This window comes from uncultured Fretibacterium sp. (genome assembly GCF_938030725.1).
Lineage (GTDB): Bacteria > Synergistota > Synergistia > Synergistales > Aminobacteriaceae > Fretibacterium.
Map to the genome: position 1 here is coordinate 1 of NZ_CALHIQ010000062.1, position 14,565 is coordinate 14,565.

Below are 14,565 nucleotides of genomic sequence, written 5' to 3' on the forward strand. Positions count from 1 at the left end.
CGCCCGGCCTACGGCTCCGGAGGCCGTCACTCTATCCACTGAGCTACAGGCGCGCGTCAGGTCAACGCCAGTAACTATAGCATAGTTTGGCAAAAAATGAAGGTGCAAATCCAGATTCTCGGTAAAATTCCTGAAGGACTTTCACTCGACCTTCGAGAGGACCGAGCTGGAGTCAAGGCAGATGAGATGAGGTGCGGGGATCATGATCAAAATAGTCGTAGCGGACGACCACAAGCTCTTCAGAGATGGCCTGCGCAAGATTCTGGAGCTGGAGCCGGACATCAAGGTCGTGGGGGAGGGGGCCGACGGCGAGGAGGCGCTGGAGCTGCTTCGCCAGCACCGCCCTGACGTCATCCTTTTCGACATCAACATGCCGCAGATGGACGGGGTGCAGCTGGCGCGGGAGATCAAGGCCAGAGGCATCAAGGCCGCCTCCGTGGCCGTCAGCGCCTACGATGACGAGGACTGCTTGGCCACCCTCTCCGCTGAGGGGGTGAAGGGGTTCGTCCTCAAGTCCTCCGGAAGGTCGGAGTTGATCGCGGCCATTCGCGCGGCCTGCCGCGGCGAGCCCTACGTGGACCCCAAGGTAGCGGGGAAGTTGATGACCAGCTTCTCCAGGAGGAAGAACGAGAACAGCCTTCTGGACGACCTCTCCCCCCGTGAGAAGGTGGTCCTGTACTGGCTCTCCCAGGGGATGAGCAACCAGGAGGTGGCGCAGAAGACCGTCCTCTCCGAGAAGACGGTTAAGAACCACGTCAGCCACATGCTGAAGAAACTGGAGCTGCGCGACCGCACCCAGGCGGCCATCCTCGCCTGGAAGCTGGGCTTCGCCCAGATGAGCCCAGAAACGATGGAGCAGATCACCGGCGACGGCGCGGGAATCGAGAACTGATCCCCCGCTCAAACAAAAAAGTGCGCCCCCCACAACCTGTGGGGGGCGCACTGCATCCGGCACCTAGTGGCTGATGCTGTCGAGGTTCTCCTTCAATCGGGCGATCTGTGCCGTGCCTTCAGCCACCCGCGCGCGCTCCTTCTCCACCACTTCCTGAGGGGCACGGGAGACGAAGCTGGGCTTATCGAGTCTGGTTTGACTGGCCGCCACGTTCTTCTCAATGGAGGCGATCTCCTGGGTCAAGCGGGCGATCTCCGACGGGATGTCGAGCACGTCCCCCACGGGCAGACTGATCTCGGCATCCCCCACGACGGAGGTCAGTGAGGCCGCGGGCCGCGGCTCGGACAGCGGGGTGATTGCGACCTCGTGGACGCGGCAGAGGCCTGAGAGCTGTCCCATGTTGTCGCGCAGCATCTCCGCGACGACGGGATCGCCCACCCGGACCACCGCACGGCTCATCCACTGCTGGGGAGTGACGTGTGCCTCCGCCCGCAGGTTGCGCAGGGCAGACACCGTATCCTGCAGCGTACGCATGGAGGGGTGGACGTCGGCAAAGCGAAGCGCCTCCTGAGGCCGGGGCCACGGAGCCCTCATGATGGAGGTGTCGCCCCAGCCGAACGCGGCCCACAGCTCCTCCGTCACGAAGGGGATGAAGGGGTGGAGCAGCGGAAGGAGCGTCTTAAAGACCTCCTCCAGCACGCCCTGTGCCGTTCGCCTGCGCTCCGGCCCCTCGTCGCCGCGCAGCGCGGGCTTCGACATCTCGATGTACCAGTCGCAGACGTCGCCCCAGGTGAAGTCGTAGAGGCTCCGGGCAGCTTCGCCGATGTCGTAGCCGTCGATGCACTTCGTGATCTTTTGAGTGACCTCCTGGCAGCGGGTGAGTATCCAGCGGTCCTGAAGGCGCAGATGGGTTTGGTCGATGGGCTGGGACTCGTCGTCGAGGTTCATCAGGGCAAACCGTGCCGCGTTCCACAGCTTGTTCATGAAGTACCGGTAGGTTTCGATCTTGTCGGAGGAGAGCAGGATGTCCCGTCCCTGAGTGGAGAGCGCTGCCAGGGCCATGCGCAGCGCGTCTGCGCCGTACTTGTCGATCATGACGAGGGGGTCGATGACGTTGCCCTTCGACTTGCTCATCTTGTCGCCCTTCTCGTCCCGGATCAGGGAGTGGATGTAGACGTCCTTGAAGGGAACTTCGTCCATGAATTCGAGCCCCATCATGATCATCCGGGCCACCCAGAAGAAGATGATGTCAAACCCCGTCACCATGAGCGACGTGGGATAGAAGTATTCGAGCGTTGGGGTCCTTTCGGGCCAGCCCATCGTGGAGAAGGGCCAGAGCGCGCTGCTGAACCAGGTGTCCAGGACGTCCTCGTCCTGAGCGATGTTCCTGCTGCCGCACTTCTCGCACTCTGCGGGGTCCGCCTCGGCGACGGTGACGTGCCCGCAGTCGGCGCAGGTCCAGGCCGGGATGCGGTGCCCCCACCACAGCTGACGGGAGATGCACCAGTCCCGGATGTTCTCCATCCAGTGAAAGTACGTCTTCTCCCACTGCGCGGGCGTCCACGTGATGCGCCCCTCTTTGACGGCCTGAACGCCGCGCTCTGCGAGGGGCTTCGTCCGGACGAACCACTGCTCGGAAAGGTAGGGCTCCACGGTGGTCCCGCACCTCTGGCAGTGGCCGACGGAGTGCTTGATCTCCTCGGTCCTCTCCAGCAGCCCCAGCGCGTCGAGGTCCTTCGCCGCGGCCTCGCGCGCCTGCTCCAAGGTCATGCCCCGATACTTGCCGGCGTTCTCGTTCATGACGCCCTCGGAATCGATGACCTGAATCTGCTCCAGGTCGTGCCGCTGTCCCACCAGGAAGTCGTTGGGGTCGTGGGCCGGCGTGATCTTGACGCAGCCCGTCCCGAACTCCGGGTCCACCATGTTGTCCTCGATGATGGGAATCTCGCGATCCGTCAGGGGAACGCGGACCTTTTTCCCGATCATGCCGCGATACCGCTCCGACCGTGGGTGCACCGCGATGGCCACGTCACCGAGGATCGTTTCCGGGCGCGTCGTCGCCACGAGGAGCGATCCCTCCTCACCGACGAAGGGATAGCGCACGTAATAGAACTTTCCGGGCATCTCCCGGTACTCCACCTCCAGGTCGGAGAGGGCGGTGTGGCAGCGGGAGCACCAGTTGATGATGTACTTGCCCTTGTAGATCAGGTCCTTCTTGTAGAGGCGCACGAACACCGCCCGAACGGCGCGGGACAGCCCCTCGTCGAACGTAAAGCGCTCGCGCCGCCAGTCGCAGGAGTTTCCCAGCCGCTTCATCTGCTTGATGATGCGGTCGCCGTAGACCTCCTTCCACTCCCAGACCTTCTTCACGAAGGCCTCACGCCCGAGGTCGTGGCGGGTCAGGCCTTTCTTTGCCAAGTCCTTCTCCACGACGTTCTGCGTCGCGATGCCCGCGTGGTCCGTCCCAGGGAGCCAGAGGACGCTGTATCCCTGCATGCGTTTCGTCCGGCACAGGATGTCCTGAAAGGTGTTGTTGAAGGCGTGCCCCATGTGGAGCGACCCCGTGACGTTCGGGGGAGGGATCACAATGGAAAAGGCCTCTTTGGAGGCGTCGGGCTCCGCATTGAACAGCCCCTTCTCCAGCCAGAACGCATACCACTTCTCCTCGATGGCATCGGGCGAATAGCCCTTGGCGAGCTCTCGGTTCCTCTTCATCACAATCGACACTCCGTCCCCAAAAAATTCCTGCTTCGCGCTGTCGTGTAAAACGGCAGTCCAGGACCGCAACGCTGATCTCAAAAGAAGCCAGGACAATAACTAAATTAAACATTTTAGCAGATAAGGCAGGGGAAGATAAGTCCCCGATCGATGCGCTCCGTAGGGCACGCCGGAGTTTCGTCTTTTTCGATGTCCGGCTCCGTTTCTGCGTGCATTTTTTGTCCTTTTATGCTATTTTAGTTCATACTGCTTCAAGAAACGGATTCCAACGTGGTTCTTTGTCGAACGGGACCTTCGGGCAAAGCGTCTGAGGGCACTTTAGGAGGGAATGCGGAGCATGGAAATGTACGTCACAGCGCTGCGCGAGCTCTTTGAGGCATCAGGGTTCGCGGTCTTGTTCTCCCCTGCGGGGACGGGCAACCTCGTCATGATCATCGTCGCCTTCGTCCTGCTCTACCTGGCTATCGGCAAGGGGTTTGAGCCCCTGCTCCTCGTCCCCATCGCCTTCAGCTGCCTGCTGGTCAACCTGCCCCTGTCCGGCATCATGGATATGCCCACGGCGGAGAACCCCTCGCTCGGGTTCCTGCGGGCCGTTTACTTCGGCGCGCAGTACGAAATCTATCCCATCATCATCTTCCTTGGGATAGGGGCCCTGACGGACTTCGGACCCCTCATCGCGAACCCGATCACGTTCCTGCTGGGCGCTGCCGCGCAGTTCGGCGTGTTCGTCTCCTTCATCGGGGCCAACTGGGTCGGCCCCATCGCCAAAAGCTTCGGCCTTGACGTGGCCTTCAACATCAAGCAGGCCGCGAGCATCGGCATCATCGGTGGCGCGGACGGCCCCACGAGCATCTATCTGACCATGAAGCTGGGACAGGAGGAAATCCTGGGGGCCATCGCCGTTGCGGCCTACAGCTACATGTCCCTCGTCCCGCTGATCCAGCCTCCGTTCATTCGGATGTTCACGTCGAAGAAGGACCGCGGCATCGTGATGAGCGAGCTCCGCCCCGTCAGCAAGCGCGAAAAGGTCCTGTTCCCCATCATCTGCACCATCGTGGCCGGCCTGGTGCTTCCGGCCTGCGTGCCGCTGGTCGGCACGCTGATGTTCGGCAACCTGCTGCGCGAGTGCGGAGCCACGGAACGGTTGAGCCAGACGGCCCAGAACGAGCTCCTGAACATCACCACGATCTTCCTGGGCCTCGCCGTCGGCTCCACGATGGAGGCCGACAAGTTCCTTCAGGCCCGCACGCTCATCATCGTCCTGCTTGGCCTGATCGCCTTCATCTTCAGCACGGTCGGCGGGGTCCTCTTCGGCCAGCTCATGAAGGTCCTCTCTGGCGGCAAGATCAACCCGATGATCGGCTCCGCAGGCGTTTCAGCCGTCCCCATGGCGGCGCGCGTCGTGCAGCGGGTCGTCCAGGAGGAGTACCCCGGCCACTTCCTGCTGATGCACGCCATGGGGCCCAACGTGGCGGGCGTCATCGGCACCGCGGTTGCGGCGGGCGTCATGTTGACGCTCCTCTCCAAGTAGGGAATCTGCCATCCAAATATTTGTCGAGGTAGCGAACGAGCCGCCCCCTGAGGGGCGGCTTTGCTCATGGCCAGCGCCCTGTGCGACTGTACGGGCTGGCGCTCGTTTGCTACAATAATCAACCCACGTTAACCTACCGCAGGCCCCGGAGCCTGCGTTGCCAAAAAGGTGTGAGAGCGGGGGTCGAGCGACCCCTAAGGGTTTCAGGATTGGGAGGGATGGTTCCATGGGTCAGTTTGAAGGAGACGTCGTGCTGGGGAAGCTGTCGCCGGACGCGCTCCGCCGGAACGTGCTGCGCTACGCGGGAGCGCCCCGGAAGGACTTGATCGTCGGAGGCGGACTCGGCGAGGACGCTGCGCTGATTCGATGGCCGGACGCCGAGCGCTTCCTCGCCGTGGCGTCCGATCCCATTGTGGGGGCCTCGGAGGGCGCGGGGGAGCTCCTGGTCCACGTGAACGCCAACGACGTCGTCTGCAAGGGCGGCGAGCCGTCCTGGCTCATCGTGACGCTGATCATACCGGCGGGGGAGGGGGTCGCCATGGTCAGCCGGATCATGCAGGAGGTGCACGAGGCCTGTGCGGCCATGGGGATCGCCGTGGTGGGCGGACACACGGAACTGTCGGACCGCTACGACTGGCCCGTCATCGTGGGGACGATGATGGGGCCAACCAACTGCCAGCTGGGGATCAATCGGATACGGCCGGGCGACAGGCTCCTCGTGACCGGTCACGCCGGGCTTGAGGGGATGTCCATCCTGGCGCACGACAGGCCGGACCTCCTGGGCTGTCTCAGCGCGGAGGAGCTGGCGACGGTCCGCGCCTGGAGGAAGAACCTCTCCGTCGTCCCCGCGGCCAGGGCCCTTCGGGATTTTTCGCACTACATGCACGACCCCACGGAGGGCGGCCTGGAGGGCGCGCTCCTGGAGGTCTGCAAGGCTGCCGGGCTTCCGCTGACGCTCGACCGCGACGCCGTCCCCATCTCTCCCATCACGCGGAAGGCAGCGGCGTCCCTGGGCTTCGATCCCCTGCGCCTGATCTCGTCGGGGATGCTGATCGCCGCGGTCCCGGAGGAAGGGGTGGGGGCTGCTCAGGCCGCCCTCCTTCAGAAGCGTATCCCTTCAAGCGTTATAGGACAATTTGACACGGCGGAGGGTGAGGCCGCGGAAGAACGGCTGGACATGCATGAGGAGCTGTGGGACCTCCTGGCCCGGGGAAGGGCGTAGCGCAGCGCGAATATAGTATAATAGGGAACCAACTGGATTGTTCTTTTGCAGTGGTTATAGTTTTGTCACAGAGGAGAGCTTATGCGATGGCGAGTTCCAGCGGGAGCGAGACGGCAAGAGGGGATTTTTTTGACAGGTCGTGGCAGCGGACGAAGCTGTGCGGCGATTTCTCCAGGGAGGACGCGGGCAGAGAGGTCCGGGCCAACGGATGGGTGCGTAGGCGGCGCGACCTGGGCGGCATCATCTTCATCGAGCTGTGGGATCACACGGGGTCCGTTCAGGTGGTGTTCAACCCTGAGGCGGGAGATACCCACGGGGCCGCGGGCGGACTGAGGAGCGAGTACTGCGTCGCGGTGCGGGGCAGGCTCCGGATACGGCCCGAGGGCACGGAGAACCCGACGCTGAAGACGGGCGCTGTGGAGATCGTCGCCCAGGACCTCCTGGTCCTGTCCAAGGCGTCGCCCATCCCCTTTGAGGTGGGGGAGGCGACGGACGACGTGGATGAGAACCTGCGCCTGACCTACCGCTACCTGGACCTGAGGCGCGAGAGGATGCAGAACAACCTGCGCACCCGCAGCCGAATCAACGCCTTCACGCGGCGCTACCTGGAGGGGCGGGGCTTCGTCGAGCTGGAAACGCCCATCCTGACGAAGGCCACCCCCGAAGGGGCCAGGGACTACCTCGTCCCCAGCCGCGTCAACCCCGGGACGTTCTACGCGCTACCCCAATCCCCCCAGCTCTTCAAACAGATTCTGATGGTCAGCGGCTTCGATCGCTATTACCAGATTGCGCGCTGCTTCCGGGACGAGGACCTCCGGGCGGACCGTCAGCCCGAGTTCACGCAGGTGGACATCGAGATGAGCTACGTCGTCGAGGACGACGTCATGGAGCTCATCGAAGGGTACATGAAGGGGCTCTTTAAGGAGGTCCTGGGCGTGGACGTTCCGACGCCCTTTGGGCGCATGCTCTACTGGGACGCCATGGACCGCTACGGGAGCGACAAGCCGGACCTGCGCGTCACCCTTGAGCTCTGCGACGTGGCCTCCGTCTTTGCAAAGGCCTCCTTCGAGCCCTTCAAGCAGGTGCTGAACGGCGGCGGTGTGGTGAGGGCGCTGCCGCTGCCGGGCGGAGCGGCGCTCTCGCGCAAGGAGCTGATGGACCTCGAGGACCGCGCCAAGAAGTTCGGCGCGTCGGGGCTTGCGGCGTTTCAGATGAAGGAGGGAGCTCTGAAGGGCCCCTTGGTTAAGTTCCTCACCGAAGGGGAGTTGGAGGAGCTCTGCCGGATCGCCAACCTGAAGGACGGGGACGCGCTGTTCGTGCTGGCGGACGCCTCCCGCGCCAAGGCCTGCACCATCCTGGGCGTTCTGCGCCTTGACCTGGGCCGATCCCGCGGCTTCATGAACGAAAAGGAATGGCGCTTCCTCTGGGTGACGAAGTTCCCGCTCTTCGAGTGGAGCGACGAGGAGAAGCGTTGGGTGGCGATGCACCATCCCTTCACCTCACCCGTCCTTGAGGAGGGGGACCTGATGGAGCGCGACCCGTCGAAGGCCCTCGCCCGCGCCTATGACTGCGTCCTGAACGGCAACGAGGTGGGAGGAGGCTCCATCCGAATCCACGATCCGGAGGTGCAGGCCCGGCTCTTCAAGTGCCTCGGCATCTCGCCAGAGGAGGCCAAGCGTCGATTTGGGTTCTTCCTGAACGCGCTCTCCTACGGGACGCCCCCCCACGGCGGCATCGCCCTGGGCGTGGACCGTCTGGTGATGCTCCTCTGCGGCGGGCAGTCCATCCGGGACGTCATGACGTTCCCCAAGACCCAGCGGGCTCAGTGCCTGCTCTCGCAGGCCCCGGACGTCGTGGAGCAATCCCGGCTCGACGAGCTCCGGATTGCCATCGTGCCCCCTGAGGCGGAATAAGGGTGTTTGGCGAATCGTGAACCGAGGGAGGAAACGGCATTGAGGGCTGAATTTTGCCACGTCAACTTCAACGTCCTGGACCTGGAACGGAGCCTGGCCTTCTACGAGGAGGCCCTTGGCCTGCACGAGGTCCGGCGCAAGGAGGGGCGGGACTTCATCCTCGTCTACATGGGCGACGGGACGACCGACTTCACGTTGGAGCTCACGTGGATGAGGGAGCGCAAGGAGCCCTACGACCTGGGCGAGGAGGAGTTTCACCTGGCCTTTCGGGTGGAGGACTACGATAAGGCCCTCGCCTTTCACCGCGAAAAGGGCTGGGTCTGTTTTGAGAACGAGGCCATGGGAATCTACTTCATCAAGGACCCGGACGGGTACTGGCTGGAGGTCCTCCCGCCCCGCTGATGACGGTCCTCAGGCCTCCCGTTCCTCCGGCGCTCGACGCTCCGGAGCGGACGGGGGGCCTTTTCTATGCGCCAAAGACCTGACGGCCTCCGACGAAGGTCGCCCTGACGTTGAAATCGTCGTCGAGGCAGACGATGTCCGCGTCCATCCCGGCCGCAAGCTCCCCCTTGCCCGTCAGGCCCAGGAGGCGGGCGGGGTTCAGCGAGGCCATTGCCGAGAGCTCGGACAGGGGGCGCCGGGTACCCTGGTGGAAGTTTCTGAGGGCGCGGTTCATCGTGAGGAGGCTCCCCGCGATCGTCCCGTCCTCGTTGACGGGCAGGCCGTCCCGGACCGTCACGACGCCGCCTGCGAAGCGATAGTCCCCGTCGGGCAGGCCCGCTGCGCGCATGGAGTCCGTGATCAGGACGAGGCGGTCCGTCCCGATGAGCCGGCAGACGGGCTCAAAGAGCTCCGGCACGACGTGCCGTCCGTCTGCGATGAACTCGCACATGACGTCGGAGACCGCCGCGGCCCCGACCATCCCTGGGCTTCGGTGGTGGAGGCCGCGCTGCGCGTTGAACAGGTGCGTGATGGAGCGTGCCCCCGCCCGCACGGCGGAGAGCGCCAGGTCGAAGTCCGCCGTGGTGTGCCCCAGGGAGGGTACGATGCTCAGTTCCCTTAGGCGGCGCGTGAAGGAGTGCTCCGGGTCCAGCGTCGGCGAGAACGTGACGATGCGCAGGACGTCCGCGCGCTCCACCACCCAGGAAACGTCCGGGGAGCGGCTGATGAAGGCCGCCGGGTGTGCGCCCCGCATGGCCTCGTCGATCCACGGCCCCTCAAGGTGCATCCCCAGGATGGCCGCGCCGGGCAGGGGGCGTGCCATGCCCCGGCGCACGGCGCGGACCGCAGCGTCGATCTCTCCCATCGGAGCGGTGACGGAGGTGGGCAGGAAGGCCGTGACGCCGTCCTTGGCCATGGCCAGGCTCAGGGCGTCGAGGGCCTTGTCCGTCGCATCCATGGCGTCGTAGCCCATGGCCCCGTGGACGTGTACGTTGACGAAGCCCGGCAAGATGTACCGCCCGCTGGCTTCGACGCGCTCCGCCTCGATCCCGTCGGTCCGCTCCACAGGAAGGCACGCGAGGACCCTGCCCTCGAAGAGCAGGGCGTGCCCCTCCAGCATCGCGCCGCCCCACAAGATCCTTTCCCCTGACAAGAGCTTCATGGGCCCCTCTCCCCTCGAACGCCCGCGCCCTTCACGTGCGGGCGTCGTTTGATCGTATTATAGCGGGAGCAGGGCGACTTTTCAGGACTCGTTGTATTTTATGGTGCGTGGAACGGAAAAAGACGCTATACTTTCAAAATGCTTTTAGGGCTTTCAGGTTTTCCGGCTCGACATTTTGCCTTGGAGGTTGGTTCGATGAAGCTGAACAATATCATGAAGCAGGCCCAGAAGATGCAGGCGCAGATGATGCAGATACAGGAAAAGCTGGCGGAGGAAACCGTGGAGGCCAGCGTGGGCGGCGGCATGGTGAAGGCCGTGTTCACCGGGAGCGGGGACCTGGTGGGAATCCACATCGACCCTGAGGTCATCAAGCCCGACGACCGGGAGATGCTGGAGGACCTCGTCACGGCTGCGGTCAACGAGGGGCTGAAGCAGAGCAAGGAGCTGGCCGCCCAGAGGATGGGCAGCGTGACCGGTGCCCTCGGCGCCATGGGGCTCGGAGTGTAGGCGGCGGCCTTGGACCCTATCGCGGACCTGATCCTGTCCTTTACGAAGTTCCCCGGCGTCGGGAACAAGAGCGCGAGGCGGATGGTCTTTTACCTTTTAAAGAGGGATTCTGCAGAGCTTCAGGACCTGGGGAGGCGCATCGCCACCCTGAAGGATGAGCTTTGCGTCTGCAGCAGGTGCGGCAACGTATCGAGCGGGGACCCCTGTCCGATCTGCAGCGACGCGTTGCGGGACCGGCAAACGCTCTGCGTCGTGGAGGACATCGACGACCTGGTTTCCTTTGAGCAGGCGGGGATCTACAACGGCCTCTACCACGTTCTGGACAACCGCGTTTCCCCCTTCGACGACGAGGACCTGAGCCCGGAGAGCGTGGATTCCCTCCTGTCGCACATTCGGGAGCTCGACGCGAAGGAGGTCATCATCGCCACCAACCCCCGCATGGAGGGGGACCTGACGTACTACACCCTCCTCGACGCGTTGAGGGAGGCTCCGGGGATGCGCGAGGGGATGAAGATCTCGCGTCTGGCCTTTGGCCTGCCGGTCGGCGGCTCCATCGAGTTCGCCGACAAGATGACGCTGCACACGGCGCTTGAATCGCGCACGGCCGTGTCCGCAGGAAATGGGGGCGGGGAAGAAAAATGAAGAAGTTTTCGTTCGTCATCGTCGCGGGGGGCAGCGGCAGCCGCATGGGGGGGGAGCGAAAGCAGTTCCGTCTCCTGGGCGGTCGTCCGATGTGGCGATGGAGCGCGGAGATGGCGGCCTCCATGGCGGAGGAGGGCATCGGGGAGATCGTCCTGGTCCTTCCCAAGGGCGAGGTGACCCCGCCGCCCTGGCGCCAGAGCGCCCGCATCCCGCTGCGCCTGGCGGGCGGCGGCGCCTCGCGGGCTGAGTCCGTCCTCAGCGGCCTCAACGCGGCGTCCTTCGACTACGTCATGGTTCACGACGCGGCCCGTCCCTTCATCAGCATCTCCCTGATGCGCCGTCTTATGGAGGAAACCAGCGAGGGCGTAGGGGCCGTCCCCGTCCTTCCGGCATCGGACGCCATCAAGCGCATTGACGGAGAGCGGGTGGAGGCGGTCGATCGTGACGGCCTCTACATGACCCAGACCCCTCAGTCCTTCTACAGGCCGACCCTGATGGCCGCTTTGCGGGATCGCGGCTCCGCCGTGAAGGACGAGGCCGAGGCGTGGCTGGCCTCAGGCCTGGAACTGCACTGCGTGGAGGGGGAGCGCCTGAACTTCAAGGTGACCTGGCCCGACGACCTGCACATCGCGGAGAGGATCGCAGAGGGGCGGCGAGCCCCAACCGTCCGGACGGGGCTGGGGTACGACGTCCATCGTCTGGTCCCGGAACGCCCGCTGATCCTTGGCGGCGTCCTGATCGAGGACTCCCCCCTGGGGCTCCTGGGACATTCCGATGCCGACCTGCTGGCCCACACCGTCGCCGACGCGATCCTGGGGGCGGCGGGCCTGCCCGACATCGGGACGCTCTTTCCCGCCAGCAGCGAGGAGTACCGGGATGCGGACAGCATGGAACTTCTCAAGACGGCCGTGGACCTCGTCGTCGAGGCGGGGTGGACGATTGCCTGGGTGGATGCCGTGGTCCAGGCGCAGGTCCCGCGCCTCGGCCCTCACCTTGCTGAGATGCGAAAGCGGCTCTCGGCAATTTTGAACCCGGATCTGCCCAACTGCGTCAGCCTCAAGGCGAAGTCCGCCGAGGGGACGGGCGACCCCGGCCTTGGGGGCTCCATGACCTGCTGGGCCTCCGCCACCCTGTACGGGGACGGGACAAGATGATCCGCACGCGCTTTGCCCCCTCGCCGACGGGGGAGTTGCACATCGGCGGTGCGCGCACCGCTCTCTTTAACTTTCTGTGCGCCCGCTCAGCGGGGGAGGAGGGGCGCTTCATCCTGCGCATCGACGACACGGACGCGGAGCGCTCTCGGCCGGAGTTCGAGGCCGCGCTGATCGACGACCTGCGCTGGCTGGGGCTCGATTGGGACGAGGGGCCGGGCATGCCCTCAAGCGCGAGTTTCCGGCAGAGCGAACGCGGAGCCCTCTATCGCCACGAGATGGATCATCTGAGGGCGATCGGGGCGGTCTACCCCTGTTTCTGCTCGGAGGAGCGATTGGCCGCCCTGCGCCGGGACCAACTGGCGCGGGGAGAACCGCCGCGGTACGACGGGCGGTGCCGCGGACTCACCCCTGAGGAGGCCGCTCGCCGCATCGCCGACGGAGAGCGGCCCTGCTGGCGCCTGGCGCTGCCGGACCAGGACATCGCCTTTGACGACCTCGTCCGCGGGCGACAGTCCTTCCCCGCTGGGTCGATCGGCGACTTCGTCCTTGAGCGGAACGACGGCACCGTGACCTACCTGTTCGCCTCCGCCGTGGACGATCATCTGATGGACGTCACCCACGTTATCCGCGGGGATGAACACGTCCCCAACACGGCGCGCCAGCTCGCGATCCTGGACCGGATGGGGTGGCCGCGTCCGGCCTTTGCCCATATCCCCATGGTCCTCTCGCCGGACCGGCAGAAGCTGAGCAAACGGACGGGCTCTACGCCCATTCGCGAGTACCGCGAACGGGGGTTCCTGCCCGAGGCCTTGATCGCCTACCTGGCGACGCTGAGCTGGACCCCTCCGGAGGGCGCGCCGATGCTGGACCTGAGCCGTCTGCCGACGACCTTTTCGCTCTCGACGATCGTCCGGTCCTCGCCGATCCACGACGAAGGGCACCTGCTCTACTGGCAGAGGCAGGCCATGGAGCGTCGGGGCGGGGCCCAGCTGGCCCTGGACCTCGCCGCTGCGACGCCGACTCTGCGCCCCTTCGCCGATCGCCTCGCGCCGCTGATCGGGGACATGCTTGAGGAGAGGCCCTTCCTGCCCGACCTGCGCGACGCCCTTGCCTTTCTGACCCGACCTCCGGAAGGGGAGCGCTCCCCCTGGATGCCGGCTCTCGCGGCAGCCCTTGCGGAGGCAGAGGACTGGAGCCCGGAGGCCCTGAAGTCGGCCCTTGGGGCCTTTATGAAGGACCAGGGGCTTAAGGGGCGCGAGTTCTTTCACCCGCTGCGCCTTTTTCTGACGGGTGCCGACAAGGGACCGGCGCTGCCGCTGGTGCTGTTCGCCATGGGGAAGGAAGCGTGCTGTGCGCGCCTGAACGGAGGTCCTTGAGTGGGCGCTCTCCGGCCCGCGCCGGTATTCTGGTGTATTCTGGTATAATGATGAAACGCAGAGGACTTGAAGGACGGTGAACGGCGTGGCGGGCGTCTACTCGCACAACAAGGTGTGTGACGTGGAGAACTGGGTTGGAGAGCTGGAGCTGGGCAGCTTTGAGCAGTACGTCCTCATCGACGAGGTCATCGAGTTGCCCTCCTTCGAGGCCTACGAAGAGGCGATAGAGAACTTCTGGCCTGCGTTCATCGAGGACAGCAGCATCTAGGGAAGCGCCGACGAAGCAGGAATCGCGAAGCGGAGATGTTTTTGACCTTTACATTTTCATGGACAGGTGATAAACTCAAAAAGTTGTTGATGGGCTAACAACTTGGCTTTGGGTGTGAACAGGGCCTCTGGGGCCCGCTGAAGTTTTAGATAAAATTTGAGTGAAGGAGTGTCTTTATGGCAACTCGGAGAGAACCCCGTTTCAAGCTGTCGCGCCACTTGGGCGTCAACGTCTGCGGCCACCCCAAGGCGATGAAGAGGGTGGACACCAAGAAGCCCGCCCGGGGCGGTCAGAAGGTGTCGCAGTATGCCCTTCAGCTGATGGAGAAGCAGAAGATCAAGGCCTACTACGGCATCTTGGAGCGTCAGTTTGCCCGTTACTTTAAGATCGCGAAGAAGAGCACGGAGATGACCGGCGTGGCCCTCCTGAAGAACTTGGAGTGCCGCTTGGACAACCTGGTCTACCGCATCGGCTTTGCCCGTTCCATTCGTCAGGCGCGCCAGATGGTGAGCCATGGCCATATCCTCCTGAACGGCGTCAAGGTGGACATCCCGTCCTGCAACGTCAAGGTGAACGACGTGATCAGCCTGAAGGAGAAGTCCCGGACGAACGAAACCTTCCAGAACAACTTTCAGGGACTGGCCTCCTTCAGCGTGCCCTACCTTGAGAAGGACAAGAACCAGTTCAGCGCCAAGCTGATCCGGGAGCCTATGCGAGAGGAGCTCCCCATCGAAGTCAA

13 protein-coding genes are annotated in these 14,565 nt (G+C 64.3%); 11 read left to right on the plus strand and 2 right to left on the minus strand.

Annotated features, from left to right (window positions below; genetic code table 11):
- Nucleotides 1-202: 202 nt before the first annotated feature.
- Complete coding sequence (locus Q0629_RS03810; RefSeq protein ID WP_298779134.1) at nucleotides 203-892, plus strand: response regulator transcription factor; 690 nt, start codon at nucleotides 203-205, stop codon at nucleotides 890-892.
- A 63-nt stretch (nucleotides 893-955) separates the two neighbouring features.
- Here the strand turns inward: Q0629_RS03810 and Q0629_RS03815 are convergent, their stop codons facing one another.
- The gene (locus tag Q0629_RS03815; RefSeq protein ID WP_298779136.1) at nucleotides 956-3,607 is read right to left on the minus strand and encodes a valine--tRNA ligase; all 2,652 of its coding nucleotides are present in this window, start codon (nucleotides 3,605-3,607) and stop codon (nucleotides 956-958) included.
- 340 nt (nucleotides 3,608-3,947) lie between these two features.
- On the opposite strand from Q0629_RS03815, the gene Q0629_RS03820 reads away from it, so the two are divergent.
- The 4 genes from Q0629_RS03820 (at nucleotide 3,948) to Q0629_RS03835 (ending at nucleotide 8,678) form a co-directional block, all read left to right on the plus strand.
- A complete protein-coding gene (locus Q0629_RS03820) occupies nucleotides 3,948-5,141 on the plus strand; it encodes a sodium ion-translocating decarboxylase subunit beta (protein ID WP_298779166.1) in 1,194 nt (397 codons plus the stop codon).
- A 226-nt stretch (nucleotides 5,142-5,367) separates the two neighbouring features.
- Nucleotides 5,368-6,363 carry an AIR synthase family protein gene (locus tag Q0629_RS03825; protein WP_298779139.1) on the plus strand — a complete coding sequence of 332 codons (996 nt, stop codon included), beginning with the start codon at nucleotides 5,368-5,370 and terminating at the stop codon, nucleotides 6,361-6,363.
- Between the two features lie 86 nt (nucleotides 6,364-6,449).
- Complete coding sequence (gene aspS / locus Q0629_RS03830) at nucleotides 6,450-8,276, plus strand: aspartate--tRNA ligase (protein WP_298779141.1); 1,827 nt, start codon at nucleotides 6,450-6,452, stop codon at nucleotides 8,274-8,276.
- Nucleotides 8,277-8,315: 39 nt separating this feature from the next.
- Nucleotides 8,316-8,678, plus strand: coding sequence for a VOC family protein (locus Q0629_RS03835; protein WP_298779145.1), 363 nt, complete (start codon nucleotides 8,316-8,318; stop codon nucleotides 8,676-8,678).
- A gap of 64 nt (nucleotides 8,679-8,742) precedes the next feature.
- On the opposite strand, the gene nagA is transcribed toward Q0629_RS03835, so the two are convergent.
- A complete protein-coding gene (nagA, locus tag Q0629_RS03840) occupies nucleotides 8,743-9,879 on the minus strand; it encodes an N-acetylglucosamine-6-phosphate deacetylase (protein ID WP_298779148.1) in 1,137 nt (378 codons plus the stop codon).
- 195 nt (nucleotides 9,880-10,074) lie between these two features.
- Here nagA and Q0629_RS03845 point away from each other — a divergent pair, with 195 nt between their 5' ends.
- From Q0629_RS03845 to rpsD, 6 genes are all read left to right on the plus strand, one after another.
- Nucleotides 10,075-10,386, plus strand: coding sequence for a YbaB/EbfC family nucleoid-associated protein (locus tag Q0629_RS03845; protein WP_298779150.1), 312 nt, complete (start codon nucleotides 10,075-10,077; stop codon nucleotides 10,384-10,386).
- Between the two features lie 9 nt (nucleotides 10,387-10,395).
- Complete coding sequence (gene recR, locus Q0629_RS03850; protein ID WP_298779153.1) at nucleotides 10,396-11,028, plus strand: recombination mediator RecR; 633 nt, start codon at nucleotides 10,396-10,398, stop codon at nucleotides 11,026-11,028.
- On the plus strand, nucleotides 11,025-12,182 hold the full coding sequence (gene ispF, locus Q0629_RS03855; protein ID WP_298779156.1) for a 2-C-methyl-D-erythritol 2,4-cyclodiphosphate synthase: 1,158 nt from the start codon (nucleotides 11,025-11,027) through the stop codon (nucleotides 12,180-12,182). The genes recR and ispF overlap by 4 nt, the downstream gene beginning before the upstream one ends.
- Nucleotides 12,179-13,558, plus strand: a complete 1,380-nt coding sequence (gltX, locus tag Q0629_RS03860; RefSeq protein ID WP_298779158.1) for a glutamate--tRNA ligase — start codon at nucleotides 12,179-12,181, stop codon at nucleotides 13,556-13,558. The genes ispF and gltX overlap by 4 nt, the downstream gene beginning before the upstream one ends.
- Before the next feature lie 76 nt (nucleotides 13,559-13,634).
- Entirely contained in the window at nucleotides 13,635-13,826 is a 192-nt protein-coding gene (locus Q0629_RS03865) for a hypothetical protein (RefSeq protein WP_298779161.1), read from the plus strand.
- A gap of 176 nt (nucleotides 13,827-14,002) precedes the next feature.
- A partial coding sequence (gene rpsD, locus Q0629_RS03870; protein WP_298779164.1) for a 30S ribosomal protein S4 occupies nucleotides 14,003-14,565 on the plus strand: 563 nt, incomplete at its 3' end.